Consider the following 15,972-nt stretch of genomic DNA (forward strand, 5'->3'; position numbering starts at 1 on the left):
TTTTGAAGTTCGCTCGGTTCATTTCTTAATTATTTTACTTTTGAAATTTGTGCCATTAATTCAGCTTCTGCACATAACTTTCCATTTGCATAGGCATAACCTTGCATATGACATATACCACGTCTAATAGGAGTTATTAAAGAACACTTAAAAATTAGAGTATCCCCAGGAACTACCTTTTGCTTAAACTTCACATTATCCATTTTCATGAAAAATGTTAAATAGTTTTCAGGATCTGGAACTGTACTCAATACAAGTATTCCACCAGTTTGAGCCATGGCTTCAACTATTAGCACACCAGGCATTACAGGTTGACCAGGAAAATGACCTCTAAAGAACTCTTCATTCATAGTCACATTTTTCATGCCTATAACATGATTTTCAGTCAATTCATAAACCTTATCTAACAATAAGAACGGTTGTCTATGAGGTAACATGTCCATGATTTGATTAACATCCATAAGAGGAGTTGAATTTAAATCAATTTGTGGGACATTATTTCGTCTCTCGTTCTTTATAAGTTTCGACATTTTTTTTGCAAACTGTGTATTTACAAAATGGCCTGGCTTATTAGCAATAACTTTACCTCTTATACGAGTTCTTATCAAAGCTAAATCACCAACAACATCTAATAGCTTATGTCTTGCAGCTTCATTTGGGTAGTGTAAAGTTAGATTATCTAAAATACCATTTGGCTTAACCTTAATTTTCTCCTTATTAAAAGCTATTCTAAGCTTTTCCATAGTTTCAGGTGATAATTCCTTATCAACATAAACAATTGCATTATTTAAATCTCCACCTTTAATAAGTCCATTATTAAGAAGCATTTCTATTTCGTGCAGAAAACTAAATGTTCTTGCATTTGCAATGTCAGTTTTAAATTCTGACACTGAATTCATCGTAGCATTTTGAGTTCCTAAAACTTTAGTACCAAAATCTACCATTGTAGTCACTTGATAAGATTTTGAAGGCATTAGGATAATTTCACTACCAGTTTCTTCATCTGAATAGGATACAACTTCAGTAACAACATACTCTTCTCTATATGCATCCTGTTCTGCAACACCAGCTTTCTCTATAGCTTCAACAAAGAACTTTGAAGATCCATCCATGATAGGCGGTTCTGATGCATCTAACTCAATAATTGCATTGTCAACATCTAATCCAACCAGAGCTGCTAGTACATGCTCACATGTTTGAATTGTTACTCCATTTCGCTCTAAGCAAGTTCCACGTTGTGTGCTAGTTACATAATTCGCATCTGCTTCTATTTTTGGGCTTCCTTCTAAATCTACACGTTCAAATAAAAACCCTGAATTTTCTGCTCCAGGTTTAAATTTTAATTTTACGTTTGCACCAGTATGTAGACCTACACCTTCTAATGTAACTTCTTTAGCAATGGTTTTTTGTTTGGTTTCTGTCTTAATTATTGCCATCTACCTTTTTTTCTAATTCGTTTATAGTTTTTGCAAGCTTTGGTAAATTTTTAAAATAGACATACGATTTGTTCCAGTCTGTATAACCAAAAGAAGGTGATCCTTGTAAAATTTCACCATCTTTAACATTTCTTCCTATACCAGATTGCGCTTGCACTCTAACATTATTTCCTATAACCAAATGACCAGCTATACCAACTTGTCCTCCGATTAAACAACTTTCTCCAATTTTTGTTGAACCAGCAACACCAGTTTGCGCAGCAATTACTGTGTTTTTTCCTATTTCAACATTATGAGCTATTTGTATCTGATTATCTAATTTCACACCAGATCTAATTATTGTAGAGCCCATAGTAGCTCTATCTATTGTTGTACCAGCACCAACATCTACATTGTCTTCTAATATAACATTCCCGATTTGTGGAATTTTAGAATAGTCACCATTTTTACTTGGCGCAAATCCAAATCCATCAGCACCAATTATTGCTCCAGAATTTATAACACAATTTTTACCAAGAATACAATCCGCATAGACTTTTCCACCAGCAAAGATTATAGTATTATCACCAAGCTTAACATTATCACCAACATATGCATTTGGAAAAATCTTTACACTTTCACCAATTTGAACATTATTACCTATATATGCAAAAGCACCAACATATATAGTATCTGGTACTTTAGTTGTCTCTGAAATAAAGCTAGGTTGTTCTATTCCGGATTTATTCAACTTTATTTGATTATAGTATTCTAATAGTTTAGAAAAACCTTCATATGCATCTTCTACCTTTATTAGCGTAGTAGAGATTGGTTTTTCGGGTTCAAAATCTGAATTAACAATAGTTATAGAAGCTTCTGTAGTATATATATAAGGTGTGTATTTATCATTCGACAAAAAAGATAGTGATCCTTTAGAACCTTCTTCAATTTTAGATAGTTTAAAAACTTCAGTATTTGAATCTCCTACTACTATTCCTTCTAAAATACCTGCGATTTGTTCTGCTGTAAATTTCAAGTGCTTATTTATATTGTTTTTTCAAAGGTCACATGGAACATTCTTAATAATCCAACTTTAATTATCTAAGCTTTTAGCCATGAATGTTTCAATTATTTAATTTGTTCTTTACCAGTTTGAGCAAAAATAGAAAAAAAGGATTACATTTTGTTTTTAGGACAGCACTTATAATATTTAGTTACGGGTTTACTAAGTGCTTTTAAGTTTAATTGGTCAGATGCCTTAACAATATCCTTTATTTTGCCTGATTTTAAGAGGATATTTATATGTTGCTTTTTGTTCTCATAGGCTTGATTAGTTATTTCACCTTGAAACACAAAATAATCTGCTTCAGTTTTAGAAATATTATACTTGTCCATAAGCAAATTTGAATACGCAATTAGCTCTGATGACTTAATCGGTTTATTCTTCAACTTTATTTTTAGTAAATCTCTATTAATAATCATTTCACAAAGATTACTAAGTACAAAATCCTCGTGATATTGCCAATCTTTCATTGCTGCAACTATATCATAATCATCTAGCTTTGCAAAAATTTCCAAATTACCAGTGTTAAAGCTCTTTTCATTTATTTCAGAATTAAGAAAATGCAATAAAGGAGCACTACAATTTAGCTTTGTATCTTGGTGTACTAACTCTTTTGCGCGTTTTAATATTCGGGTTAGAAGCTGTTCTGCTACAAGGCTAGTTTTATGTAAATAGACTTGCCAATACATAAAGCGACGCGCTACTAAAAATTTTTCTACACTATATATACCTTTTTCTTCAACTACCAATTGATCGTCAACAACATTAAGCATAGTTATTAAACGCTCACTATTAATATTACCTTCTGCAACTCCTGTGTAAAAACTATCTCGCTTTAAATAGTCGGCTCTGTCCATATCTAATTGACTAGATATGAGCTCACACATAAATTTTCTTGGATATTCACCTTTAAAAATAGAAATGGCTAACGTTAAACTTCCGTTAAACTCTTCATTCAATTCTTCCATAAAACGCAATGAGATTTCTTCGTGAGAAATATCATTTACAATGCTATGCTCCATGGCGTGTGAGAATGGCCCATGCCCAATATCATGTAACAAAATAGCAATGAGTAATCCATTTTCTTCATCATCAGCGATTACAACTCCCTTAAAACGAAGTACATTGATTGCTTTTTGCATTAAATGCATACAACCTAAAGCGTGATGAAAACGTGTATGATGAGCTCCAGGATACACTAAATAAGACAATCCCATTTGACTTATTCGACGTAGTCTTTGAAAATATTTATGCTGAATAATGTCGAAAATTAAAGAATTGGGAATAGTAATAAATCCGTAAATTGGATCGTTAAATATTTTAAGCTTATTATTTGTAGGCAAAACGTTAAATTTCACAATTAGAAAACAAATATACACCAACATGATAAATATTCTCTGGGTTGACGATGAAATCGATTTATTAAAACCACATATTATCTTTTTAGAGCAAAAGCAATATACTGTTACGACTTGCCAAAGTGGTACTGAGGCTTTAGAGATAATTAATGACACTAATTTTGATATTGTCTTCTTAGATGAGAATATGCCAGGACTTACTGGCCTGGAAACTTTAAATGAAATTAAAGAACGTAGAGCCAATCTTCCGATAGTTATGATTACCAAAAGTGAAGAGGAATATATTATGGAAGAAGCTATTGGTAACAAAATCGCTGATTACTTGATTAAGCCTGTGAATCCGAATCAGATTTTATTGAGTTTAAAGAAAAATTTAGATCATTCACGCTTGGTGTCTGAGAAAACCACATCAAACTATCAACAAGAATTCAGAAAGATTTCAATGGATTTATCCATGGTAAACTCTTATGGAGAATGGGTTGAACTCTACCAAAAATTAGTCTATTGGGAATTACAATTAGAAGGCATCGAAGATGCTGGTATGACTGATATTCTTGAATCTCAAAAAACTGAAGCTAATATGCAATTTGGTAAGTTTATTGAAAAAAATTATGAGGATTGGTTTGAACCGAATACAGACGCTCCTGTGATGTCTCACACTTTATTTAAAGATAAAGTTGTTCCTGAGCTTAGTGATAAACAATCTACTTTATTAATTGTTATTGATAATCTAAGGTATGATCAGTGGAAAGCTTTTGAGCCTATAGTTAACAATCATTACAAAAAGGCTTCAGAATTATCTTTTTATAGCATTTTGCCAACAGCAACACAATATGCTCGTAATGCAATATTTTCTGGCTTAATGCCAGCAGATATGGAAAAATTATTTCCTCAATATTGGAAAAACGATACTGACGAAGGTGGTAAAAACATGCATGAAGGTGATTTTTTAAAAGCACAATTAAAGCGATTAGGATTATCTCATGTAAAACATGAGTACCATAAGATTACGAATCTAAAAGCTGGCAAAAAGCTGGTTGAAAATTTTCGATCTTTAAAGGATAATGATTTAAATGTTGTGGTCTACAACTTTGTAGATATGCTTTCTCACTCAAAAACGGAGATGGAAGTTGTAAAAGAATTGGCATCTAACGATAAAGCTTATAGATCGTTAACATTAAGTTGGTTTAAGAATTCTCCTTTACTAGAAATGATTCAATTATCTCAACAATTAGGTTTTAAATTAATTTTAACGACAGACCATGGTACTATTAATGTAAATGCTCCTTCTAAGGTTATTGGAGATAGAGATACAAGTCTTAATCTTCGTTATAAAACTGGTCGAAGCCTTACTTACCAAGACAAAGATGTATTTGCTGTTAAAAACCCAAAGTCAGTGCATTTACCATCGCTTTCCATGAGTAGTTCATTTATATTCGCTAAAGGCGATATGTTTTTAGCTTATCCAAATAATTTTAATCATTATGTAAGTTACTATAGAAACACCTATCAACATGGTGGAGTTTCCTTAGAGGAGATGATCATTCCTTTTGTAGTTCTTGATCCTAAATAGTCAATAATTCTCAATTATCTGGATTAAAAAAATCCATAAAAAGCATAAAAACCCGTTGAAATACACTTTTTTCTAGGATATCCCAGTTTTTATTATTAACTTTGTATTCTAATTTACAGATGATTATAGTGAAAGCTATTGAGTTTACATATAATTTGGAAAACATTGATTATATCGCAAGTAGTGTTTTAGAACATTTAAACTCTAAAATCATTTTGTTTTATGGAGAGATGGGAGCTGGCAAAACAACTTTTATTAATGCGTTATTAAAGGAAATGCATAGTGAAGATACAGCGACTAGCCCAACATTTTCTATTGTAAATGAATATAAGCTCTTAAATGATAAAGTTTATCATTTTGATTTCTATCGAATAGAATCTATAGATGAAGCTTATAACCTTGGTATAGAAGATTATTTTAATACTAATAATTGGATGTTTATAGAATGGCCTGAGCGAGTTAAAGAATTATTACCAGAAAATGCTCAAACTATTACTATAGAAGACTTAAACGTAAATAAAAGATCCCTCAAATTAACCATAGAAACAGAAAATTTAACCAAAACTATTGCTATGACAGAACCGAAATTTTAAACAAAATTTCATTAACATTCTCTTTAGGTAGTAAGCTAGTTACGGGAAAACCGTAATAGAAACCTCAAAAATTCTTGGATTTTAACACAAGTTGATTTTTACACACGCTTTATGCGCTATACATTTGTAATAATTAATTAATTAAATCCCTTGAATTATGAAAGCAAAAAAAATAATCCTAGCTGTAGCGATCTTCGGAGGAATGTTATTTACTGTACAAGCAACTAACATTATTGACTTAAATGGAGAAGTTACAACACAAGTTGACAAAAGAAAACTTAAAGTTCCACCAGCAGGATAAAAAATCTTATAATAAAAAGATATTTTTAGGGAGTATAGTTGCAACATTTGTTGCAGCTACTCCCTTTTTATTTTACCTATACGAATTCGCTCCAGACACTCAAGAATGGGACACTATCTTTGGTCAATATAGAAGTCTTCAATATGGCAGCGCTAATGTAGCAATGTGGGTTTTTGCTATGAAAGTCATTCCACTTTTATTATCTTTCGTATGGTTTTTTACATGTAAACATTGGTGGTATCACGCTCTTTTAGTTCCAATCACTATGTTTTCATACCAATGCATTGTGTCTTTAAATTTTGATGCTAGATATTTAGATGTAGCTGATATAGTATGGTTTGTACCAATCATGGCAATTGTATTCCCTTCAATTTATTTAATAAGAGCAAAAATGTTTAATAAAATAAATGATGCTGATAAAACTATGGAAGAGCTCGAAGAGGAGTTTATGATTAAACCTAAAACTATTTGGGGAAAGGTTAGTCAGTATTTTTAGAACGTCTTTTTACTTATTTAGAATATTATTCGTAATTTGAAGTTAGATTAATTTTGGTTTTAATTTATAACGTTTTGTTATATTGCAATTACTTACTAATTAACTAACATACATGAGTAAATCTTTATCACCATTTACCAAAGCTCAATTATTACCTCAAGAAGAAACTTTAGAAATTCTTAAGCAAAAAGGTGAACTTTTTATAGGTATACCAAAAGAAACTCATTTTCAAGAAAAACGTGTTTGTCTAACACCAGATGCAGTTTCGGCATTAACAGCCAATGGTCATCGTGTTTTATTAGAGTCTAGTGCAGGTGAAGGTGCAAACTTTAAAGATAAAGATTATAGCGAGGCTGGTGCAGAAGTTACCAAGGATACAGCAAAAGTATACTCCTGCCCTATTATACTTAAAGTAGAACCACCTTCAATTGATGAAATTTCTCTCATCAATCCGCAAACTATATTAATATCTGCTTTACAGATTAAAACACAAAGTAAAGCCTATTTTGAAGCTTTAGCTAAAAAAAGAATTACTGCTTTAGCCTTTGAATATATTAAAGATGAAGATGGTGCTTATCCTGCTGTACGCTCACTAAGCGAAATTGCAGGTACAGCCTCTATATTAATTGCATCTGAATTACTCTCTAATGTCAATGGTGGCAACGGTTTAATGATGGGCAATATTAATGGAGTTCCACCAACAGAAGTCTTAATTCTTGGTGCAGGTACAGTTGGTGAATTTGCTGCACGTTCTGCTATTGGATTAGGAGCAAATGTAAAAGTATTTGATAGTTCTATTACCAAGTTGCGCTGTATTCAGAATAATTTAGGACGCACCATCTATACATCTACTATGCAACCAAAGAATCTTTTAAAAGCCTTGAAACGTTGCGACATTGCTATTGGTGCAGTGAGAGGAACTAACCGATCACCAGTTATAGTCACTGAAGCTATGGTTGATAATATGAAAAGAGGTTCCGTAATTATAGATGTAAGTATTGATATGGGAGGCTGTTTTGAAACTAGTGAAGTTACCACACACGACCATCCAACTTTTGAGCACAATGGAGTGATTCATTATTGTGTTCCCAATATACCTGCACGCTATTCTAGAACTGCCTCAGTTTCAATTAGTAATATATTCACCCCTTACTTATTAGAAATCGGTGAATATGGTGGTCTAGAAAATGCACTTCGTTTTGATCGGGGATTGAAAAATGGGTTGTATTTTTACCACGGCATTTTAACCAATAAATCTGTAGCCGAATGGTTTGGTCTAGATTATAATGATGCTAATCTATTAATTTTCTAATTATTTTAAATGAAATTTACCCAGCGTTTAGGTTATTATCTTGGAGGTTTTGCTATTGGTCTAATTATTTTAATGTTTTTTCTTAATGGAAAGGATGCATCTTGCGATTATAGTCCTAATGCAAGAACAGTAAAAAACATTAGCTCTAAGCCCATTGCTTATTCTAAGGAGGCTTCAAATTTTATAAACAATCATGATCTCGACTCTATAACAATTATAAATTTAGTCAAATTTGGAAATGTTGATTTTTCTGAAAGCATTACAAATTTAGATTCCTGTAACGTATATATTATTGAAAATAGTTACAAAGAACAAGAGATGGAACTTACAGTAAAAAATTGTGATTCTCTAGCTACACTATTAAAAATCAATTATTCTAAGAATTAATTTTAATTAATTGATGCAAAAATTTAGACATTTCAATCTAAATCTTCATCTTTGAGGTCAATATTAAAATTGTAAATACTATAGTATGAAAGTATTAGTAACAGGTGCTGCAGGTTTTATTGGATTTTATGTGTCTCAAGTACTATCATCAAAGGGACATACGGTTGTTGGACTAGATAATATTAATGATTATTATGATGTTAACTTAAAGTTTTCTAGATTAAAAGAACTCGGAGTCAACAGAAATGACGCTGAAGTATTTAATACAATTTGTAAAAGCGAGAATGATCAATTTTCGTTTATAAGAATGAATCTAGAAAACAGAGAGGAACTTCCCAAATTATTTAAAAGTGAAAACTTTGATATTGTATGTAATCTAGCTGCTCAAGCTGGTGTTCGCTATAGCTTAGAAAACCCTGAAACTTATGTAGATTCAAACTTGGTAGGTTTCCTTAATATTTTAGAATGCTGTAGACATAATAATATTGAGCATTTAGTTTATGCAAGTAGCTCAAGTGTTTATGGTCTTAATGAAAAAATACCATTTTCTACAGATGATAATGTAGATCACCCTATAAGTTTATACGCTGCCACGAAAAAGAGTAACGAGTTAATGGCACACACCTATAGTCATTTGTTTAAAAATCCTACAACAGGTTTAAGATTTTTTACCGTTTATGGGCCTTGGGGAAGACCAGATATGGCCATGTTCTTGTTTACAGATGCTATTATAAATGATAGACCAATAAAAGTGTTTAATCATGGTAAAATGGAGCGTGATTTTACATATATAGATGATATCGTTGAAGGTGTTGTTAGAATTATTGAAAAGTCTACAAAAACTAGAATCGATAATAATGACTATTATAAAGTTTATAATATAGGCAACAATAATTCTGTAAAACTATTAGATTTTATTAAGGAAATAGAATTTAATTTAGACAAAGAAGCAACTAAAAAAATGCTACCAATACAACCAGGAGATGTAGAACGTACTTGGGCAGATGTAGATGAATTGATTAAGGATTATGATTATCGCCCTAATACTTCTATAAAAGATGGTGTTAAATCTTTTATAGATTGGTTTAAAGCATATTACAATTAATATTACAGTATTTTACCGATAGTTTATGTTTCTTTTTGATAGTGCATGAAGTTTATCGTAAAAACATGTCGTTAGTATAATAATTTATGATAAATTAGATTTTTTCGCACAAATTTGCGTCGTTTAAAATAATAAACCCAAATCAAATAAACTTAAAACTATGACTATTACAAAGATTTGTTGTATTGGAGCGGGATATGTTGGAGGACCAACTATGGCCGTGATTGCAAAAAAGAATCCAAATATAAAAGTTACTATTGTAGACATTAACCAAGAACGTATAGATGCTTGGAATGATGCTGATGTCTCTAAATTACCTATCTACGAACCTGGTTTAGCAGAAATAGTTGAAGAAACTAGAGGTAAAAACCTATTTTTCTCAACAGAAATAGATAAAGCTATTGATGAATCTGAAATGATTTTTATTTCAGTAAATACCCCAACCAAAACTTATGGAAAGGGTAAAGGAATGGCTGCAGATTTAAAATATGTTGAGCTTTGTGCACGTAACATCGCAGAAGTAGCTACCACAGATAAGATTGTAGTAGAAAAATCAACATTACCTGTAAGAACGGCTCAAGCTATAAAGAGTATATTACATAATACTGGTAGTAATGTTAATTTTGAAATCTTATCCAACCCAGAATTTTTAGCAGAAGGTACAGCAATACAAGATTTATTAAATCCCGATCGTGTTTTAATTGGTGGTGAATCTGAATCTGCTATAGAGAGTTTAGCTAATATTTACGGAAGTTGGGTTTCACAAGATCGCATTTTACGAACTAATGTTTGGTCTTCTGAATTATCAAAGCTTACAGCTAATGCGTTTTTAGCACAGAGAATTTCTTCTATTAATGCAATTTCAGAGCTATGTGAACATACAGAAGCAGATGTTAGTGAAGTAGCTAGAGCAATTGGAATGGACTCAAGAATTGGTTCTAAATTTTTAAATGCTTCAATTGGTTTTGGTGGTTCTTGTTTTCAAAAAGATATTTTAAACCTTGTGTATATAGCGAGAAGCTATGGACTAAATGCCGTTGCAGATTATTGGGAACAGGTAATTATTTTAAATGATCATCAAAAAAGACGTTTCTCAGACAATTTAATAAGCACTTTATATAATACTGTTTCGGGTAAAAAAATTGCTATGTTAGGTTGGGCATTTAAGAAAGATACTAATGACACTAGAGAGTCAGCAGCTATATATGTTGCAGATCATTTATTAAGTGAACAAGCACAAATAGCAGTATACGACCCCAAAGTTTCTGAAAAGAAAACTCAAGCAGATCTTAATTATCTAAACACAAGATCGGAAGAAGAAAACAAATCACTTATGACCTCATTTGAAGATCCATATGAAGCTACAAAAGATGCTCATGCTATTGCTATTATGACAGAATGGGATGAATTTAAATCTTACGATTGGAAGAAGATTTATAGCCAAATGAAAAAGCCTGCATTTATTTTTGATGGTAGAAATATACTTAATAAAGATGCAATGGAATCTATTGGATTTGAATATTCATCTATAGGTAAGTAAAATAACATTCATAAAATAGGACCTTAAGGTCTTTATACAGCACTAGCATATTTCAATCCATTTTTAATTGGTAATTTTAATCCTAAGTCATTTGGATTGAAATATACTCGTGTTTTATTCTCTCAAATAAAATACTTCTAAACACTAACAAAATAGAGAACAATTAGTATGTCAAATAAAAATTTAAATCATATGAATTTGCTTAGAGCTGTTGGTATCTCTTTAGTGGTTCTTAGACATTCTTTTTCTCCTTTTAGAAATAGTTGGGATGTCAGTAAATATTATGAATATAATGTTATTGCTGACTGTTTAGGAAGATATATTTCTACTATTTCAATGCCTCTTTTTGTTTTTATCTCTGGCTATATTTATTATTTTTTACGAAATAATTATGGTAAGTATGGAGATTATAAAACAATGTTTAAGAAAAAATCTCGACGTCTTATTATACCCTATTTAATATTAGCACCAATATATATTTATTTTTTATTAGACTATGATTCCATACTTTCTTTTTTGTCATATTTATGGAAAGGAACAGGGCATTTATGGTTTCTCTTAATGATGTTTGTAATGTTTCTCTTATACTATAACTTTGAGAAATTTTTACAAAAGCATTATATCTTTAGCCTTCTTTTAGGAGTGGCTTTATACTTTATAGTCTTACCAGTAAATTATATTAATCTACAGCCACTAGGACTTGTTTGTAAATATTTTATTTTCTTCCAAATGGGTAACCTATTTAATAAATATTCTAGCGAAATATTAAATTATTTAAAAGGTAAAGTACTCATTATATTCCTTACACATCTTGTGATTTTTAGTGTATATTTTTATGCCTTAAAATCGTTTGAAAACAAATATGTTTTATTCGGAATTAATCAAGTTTTAGTAGTTCTAAGTGTATTATCCTTATGCTTTATTTATGGTTTTTTAAATGTTATAACTACAAAGTATAAAGGGTTTGTGAATAAAATTAATCCTACCGTTTCATTTATTAATCACAATAGTTATTATTTGTATTTAATACATGAGCCTTTATTGAAAGTGTTTTTCACATTTGTTCTTGTACAGCAATTACCAATAATTTGGGCAATTTCTTTAGCCTTTATTTTATCAATGGGGATTTCACTCTTTTTAGGACATCTTTTAATGAAGTTAAAGATTGGTAGAGCACTTATTGGTTCTTAATTATTTATTGTATAATTAACTTCTCTGATATCTCTTTATAGATATCTACCATTTTAATGTAATATATACCAGGAAGTAGTTTACTTACATCAATTTCTGTTGTTGAAGACATGCCTAGATTTTCATTAGAAACTCTAGACTTATAGATTAGCTTTCCTGTGATATCGTATAGATAAATTTTAGTTAAGTTAATTGATCCAGAAAGCTTAACGTTTACTATATCTGAAGCTGGATTCGGGAATATTTTAAAATCAAAATCCAATGGATCATCAGTATTTGGAACTTCCTCCTCATCATCTTCTTCGTCATCTTCATCATCTTCACAATCAGTATCTACTTCTACAATTATGCTATCTTCATCAAAATCCAAGGCATTAAATACTGTAACCGTATATTGTGTTGTAACGGTTGGAGATACTTGTATAGTTTGAGTTGTCTCACCAGTACTCCATTCGTATTCATCACCACCAGTTGCTGTTAAAGTCGCTACTTCATCTAAGCAAATTACTACATCTTCTCCAGCATCCGCTTCTACACTTGGAATGACATTTACAGTTACTTGTTTTTCATCATAACAATCACCTACATAACCTTTCACTTCATATGTAGTAGTAGTTGATGGGCTAACTGCAATATTTGGTTGTGTAGCTCCATTATTCCATTCGTATGTATTTGCACCAATTGCAGATAATGTAATAAAATCACCATTCATTATATCTACACTATCACCATTAATAATAACTACTTCAGGATTAGGATCTACATACACAGTGACATCATCAGTGTCTTCTTGAGCACCTTGTGTTACTGTAACAATATAAGTTGTTGTAGATAGAGGACTGACAACTATAGTTTGAGTTGTTTCTCCTGTACTCCACAAATAACTATCACCTTGAGTTGCTGTTAAAGTAACTTCATAAATATCATCACTACAAACTCGTTCATCTTGACCAGCTGAAGCAAAGAATGGTTCTTCTACTGTTACTGTAACTTGAGCTTCTGCTGTACATGAATTTGCAGAAGTACCAATTACCATATATGTTGTGGTTTGTGTTGGACTAACAACAATGGTGCTAAACGTAGACCCATTATTCCATATATATGTTTCTGCTCCATTAGCAACTAAACTTGTACTTTCACCCTCTGTAATTGTAATATTCTGACTTACTGTAACGTTAGGAGTTTCATTTACTGTAATAGTTACATCATCAGTATCTGTATATCCTAATGCATTCTCTACAGTAATTGTATATGTCGTTGTTATTATTGGACTTACTTCTATTTGAGATGTTGTTTCACCAGTATTCCAAAGATAAGTTTCACCTCCAGTTGCGTTCAAAATAACGCTATCACCCCTACATATTGTCACATCATCACCTGCATTAGCAATTAATTCTGGTATAACTGTTACTGTAACTTGATCTGTATCTTCACAACCACCTACTCCAATTGTACTTACAGTATATATTGTTGTTGCACTTGGGCTAACTGTTATTGAGGCGCTTGTTTCACCTGTATCCCATTGATAATTGTTACCACCAATAGCACTAATTGTTGTGGATTCTCCATCCATAATAATAATATCATCACTTGCTGTAACGTTTGGCACTTCATTTACAGTGATTTTAACACTATCAGTATCTGAATTTCCAAAACCATCCTCAGCGACAACTATATAAGTTGTAGTTACAGTTGGACTTACTAATATTTGTTGACTGGTTTCGCCAGTATTCCAAGTATATATAATTCCTCCTGAAGCACTTAAAGTAATACTTTCACCATTACAGATTTCTTGATCAGCACCTGCATTAGCAATCAATTCTGGAACCACAGTTACAGTTACTTCTTCTAAATCATTACAACCACCTTCACCAAGAGATAATACAGTATAAGTTGTAGTATCTGTTGGACTAACAACTATAGTTTCGGTTGTTTCTCCTGTACTCCACTCGTAATTATCACTTCCGCTGACATTAAGTGTAGCAGATTGGCCATTCATTATAGTAACATCATCATTAACAGTTATACTTGGAGTTTGGTTAACTGTAATTGTTACACTATCAGTGTCCGTATTTCCATAATCATCTTCAACGGTTATTATATATGTTGTTGTAGTTAATGGTGTAACTTCAATTTGCGATGTTGTATCTCCTGAATTCCAGAGATAAGTTCCTCCACCTGTCGCATTTAAAGTCACTATTTCACCACTACAAATAGTGATGTCCTCACCTGCATAAGCAATAACTTCTGGTATTACAGTTACTGTGATCTGTTCTGTGTCATTACAGCCACTTGCACCTAGAGATGTTACTGAATATGTTGTTGTTATTGTTGGACTTACAATTATTGACGCTGTTGTCTCACTTGTACTCCATTGATAATTATCACCTCCAGAAGCTACAAGAGTTGTAGATTCTCCATCTATTATCATAATATCATTACTAACTGTAATATCTAGGGTTTGATTTACCGTAATGGTAATACTATCAGTATCTGTATATCCATAGTCATCTTCAACAGTTACATCATAAGTAGTTGTAATTAACGGAACAACATCAAACTGAGATACAGTTTCACCAGTATTCCAAAGGTAAGTTCCTCCACCAGTAGCAGTTAAAGTCACTATTTCACCGCTACATATTGTAATATCCTCACCTGCATATGCTATAACTTCTGGTATTACTGTTACTGTGACCTGTTCTATATCTGCACATCCACCATCTGCAACTGAGATAACTGAATATGTAGTTGTTACCATTGGACTTACTATCAAACTTGCAGTTGAATCACCTGTGTTCCATAAGTAATTATCGCCTCCAGAAGCTATAAGAGTTGTAGATTCCCCCTCTACAATAACAACATCGTTACTTACTGTAATATCTGGAGTTTCATTTACTGTAATCGTTACACTATCTGTATCCGCATATCCATAATCATCTTCAACAGTTACAGTATAAGTCGTAGTTACTAAAGGACTAACCACTAATTCTGCAGTTGTTTCACCTGTGTTCCATAAATATGTACCACCACCACTTGCAGCTAGAGTCACGATTTCATCTCTACATATTGTAGTATCTGAACCAGCATCTGCAATGACTTCTGGGATTACAATTACCGTAACTTCTAATATGGTTGTACACCCTGTTGCTCCTAGAGAACTAACTGTATATGTAGTAGTATCTGTGGGATTTACATTTATAAAAGCTGTAGTCTCACCTGTGCTCCATAGGTAATTATCACTCCCATTTACAGCAAGTGTTGTTGAATCACCAATAACGATTACAATATCATCACTGACAGTAATATTAGGAGCTTCGTTTACAAAAACAGTAATACTATCTGTACTTGAGCAACCATTTGAAATTACTTCTACATCATAAGTTGTCTCAACAATTGGACTAACTTCTATAGAATCTGTAATTTCTCCAGTACTCCATAAATAGGAGGTTCCACCATCAGCAGTTAATGTTATGGTTTCACCTTGGCAAATTGTTTGATCAATACCAAGATCAGCTATAGGATTAGGATTTACTATTACTGTAACACTATCTTCATCAAAATTTCCTAAATCATCATATACAGAAACTGTATACATTGTTGTGACTAATGGTGTAACTTCTATAGTAGCAGTAGTTTCT

At 31.8% G+C, this 15,972-nt stretch carries 13 protein-coding genes; 9 read left to right on the forward strand and 4 right to left on the reverse strand.

All coding sequences use genetic code 11. From position 1 onward, the window contains the following. Window positions 1-29: 29 nt before the first annotated feature. The 3 genes from WPG_RS15525 to WPG_RS15535 form a co-directional block, all read right to left on the reverse strand. A complete protein-coding gene (locus tag WPG_RS15525) occupies window positions 30-1,436 on the reverse strand; it encodes a bifunctional UDP-3-O-[3-hydroxymyristoyl] N-acetylglucosamine deacetylase/3-hydroxyacyl-ACP dehydratase (RefSeq protein WP_045474336.1) in 1,407 nt (468 codons plus the stop codon). Further along, on the reverse strand, window positions 1,423-2,451 hold the full coding sequence (gene lpxD, locus WPG_RS15530; protein ID WP_045474337.1) for a UDP-3-O-(3-hydroxymyristoyl)glucosamine N-acyltransferase: 1,029 nt from the start codon (window positions 2,449-2,451) through the stop codon (window positions 1,423-1,425). The genes WPG_RS15525 and lpxD overlap by 14 nt, the downstream gene beginning before the upstream one ends. A 140-nt stretch (window positions 2,452-2,591) precedes the next feature. Continuing rightward, complete coding sequence (locus tag WPG_RS15535) at window positions 2,592-3,821, reverse strand: HD domain-containing protein (RefSeq protein WP_045474339.1); 1,230 nt, start codon at window positions 3,819-3,821, stop codon at window positions 2,592-2,594. Window positions 3,822-3,861: 40 nt separating this feature from the next. Here WPG_RS15535 and WPG_RS15540 point away from each other — a divergent pair, with 40 nt between their 5' ends. From WPG_RS15540 to WPG_RS15575, 9 genes are all read left to right on the forward strand, one after another. Then, window positions 3,862-5,409 carry a bifunctional response regulator/alkaline phosphatase family protein gene (locus WPG_RS15540; protein WP_045474341.1) on the forward strand — a complete coding sequence of 516 codons (1,548 nt, stop codon included), beginning with the start codon at window positions 3,862-3,864 and terminating at the stop codon, window positions 5,407-5,409. Between the two features lie 119 nt (window positions 5,410-5,528). After that, complete coding sequence (tsaE, locus tag WPG_RS15545) at window positions 5,529-6,002, forward strand: tRNA (adenosine(37)-N6)-threonylcarbamoyltransferase complex ATPase subunit type 1 TsaE (protein ID WP_231850210.1); 474 nt, start codon at window positions 5,529-5,531, stop codon at window positions 6,000-6,002. 157 nt (window positions 6,003-6,159) lie between these two features. Further along, window positions 6,160-6,303, forward strand: a complete 144-nt coding sequence (locus WPG_RS18275) for a hypothetical protein (RefSeq protein WP_171817197.1) — start codon at window positions 6,160-6,162, stop codon at window positions 6,301-6,303. Beyond that, window positions 6,266-6,799 carry a hypothetical protein gene (locus tag WPG_RS15550; protein ID WP_231850211.1) on the forward strand — a complete coding sequence of 178 codons (534 nt, stop codon included), beginning with the start codon at window positions 6,266-6,268 and terminating at the stop codon, window positions 6,797-6,799. Before WPG_RS18275 ends, WPG_RS15550 begins: the two co-directional genes overlap by 38 nt. Before the next feature lie 112 nt (window positions 6,800-6,911). Continuing rightward, on the forward strand, window positions 6,912-8,111 hold the full coding sequence (locus WPG_RS15555; protein WP_045474346.1) for an alanine dehydrogenase: 1,200 nt from the start codon (window positions 6,912-6,914) through the stop codon (window positions 8,109-8,111). Window positions 8,112-8,120: 9 nt separating this feature from the next. Further along, window positions 8,121-8,498, forward strand: a complete 378-nt coding sequence (locus WPG_RS15560; RefSeq protein WP_045474349.1) for a hypothetical protein — start codon at window positions 8,121-8,123, stop codon at window positions 8,496-8,498. 85 nt (window positions 8,499-8,583) lie between these two features. After that, window positions 8,584-9,603, forward strand: a complete 1,020-nt coding sequence (locus WPG_RS15565; protein WP_045474351.1) for an NAD-dependent epimerase — start codon at window positions 8,584-8,586, stop codon at window positions 9,601-9,603. A gap of 160 nt (window positions 9,604-9,763) precedes the next feature. Further along, window positions 9,764-11,143: a nucleotide sugar dehydrogenase gene (locus tag WPG_RS15570; RefSeq protein ID WP_045474353.1), complete on the forward strand. Its 1,380-nt coding sequence runs from the start codon at window positions 9,764-9,766 to the stop codon at window positions 11,141-11,143. A 168-nt stretch (window positions 11,144-11,311) separates the two neighbouring features. Next, entirely contained in the window at window positions 11,312-12,334 is a 1,023-nt protein-coding gene (locus WPG_RS15575; protein ID WP_045474356.1) for an acyltransferase family protein, read from the forward strand. A gap of 4 nt (window positions 12,335-12,338) precedes the next feature. On the opposite strand, the gene WPG_RS15580 is transcribed toward WPG_RS15575, so the two are convergent. Then, a complete protein-coding gene (locus WPG_RS15580) occupies window positions 12,339-15,929 on the reverse strand; it encodes a T9SS type A sorting domain-containing protein (protein ID WP_045474358.1) in 3,591 nt (1,196 codons plus the stop codon). Window positions 15,930-15,972: the final 43 nt, after the last annotated feature.

Source organism: Winogradskyella sp. PG-2 (assembly GCF_000828715.1).
In the GTDB taxonomy this organism is placed as follows: Bacteria; Bacteroidota; Bacteroidia; order Flavobacteriales; family Flavobacteriaceae; genus Winogradskyella.

Coding starts and splice junctions, on each gene's coding strand:
- WPG_RS15570 (WP_045474353.1), top strand. CDS start 9,764: ATGACTATTACAAAGATTTGTTGTATTGGAGCGGGATATGTTGGAGGA.
- WPG_RS15540 (WP_045474341.1), top strand. CDS start 3,862: ATGATAAATATTCTCTGGGTTGACGATGAAATCGATTTATTAAAACCA.
- WPG_RS15525 (WP_045474336.1), bottom strand. CDS start 1,436: ATGGCAATAATTAAGACAGAAACCAAACAAAAAACCATTGCTAAAGAA.
- WPG_RS15575 (WP_045474356.1), top strand. CDS start 11,312: ATGTCAAATAAAAATTTAAATCATATGAATTTGCTTAGAGCTGTTGGT.
- WPG_RS15555 (WP_045474346.1), top strand. CDS start 6,912: ATGAGTAAATCTTTATCACCATTTACCAAAGCTCAATTATTACCTCAA.
- WPG_RS15565 (WP_045474351.1), top strand. CDS start 8,584: ATGAAAGTATTAGTAACAGGTGCTGCAGGTTTTATTGGATTTTATGTG.
- WPG_RS15560 (WP_045474349.1), top strand. CDS start 8,121: ATGAAATTTACCCAGCGTTTAGGTTATTATCTTGGAGGTTTTGCTATT.
- WPG_RS18275 (WP_171817197.1), top strand. CDS start 6,160: ATGAAAGCAAAAAAAATAATCCTAGCTGTAGCGATCTTCGGAGGAATG.
- WPG_RS15580 (WP_045474358.1), bottom strand. CDS start 15,929: ATGTATACAGTTTCTGTATATGATGATTTAGGAAATTTTGATGAAGAT.
- tsaE (WP_231850210.1), top strand. CDS start 5,529: ATGATTATAGTGAAAGCTATTGAGTTTACATATAATTTGGAAAACATT.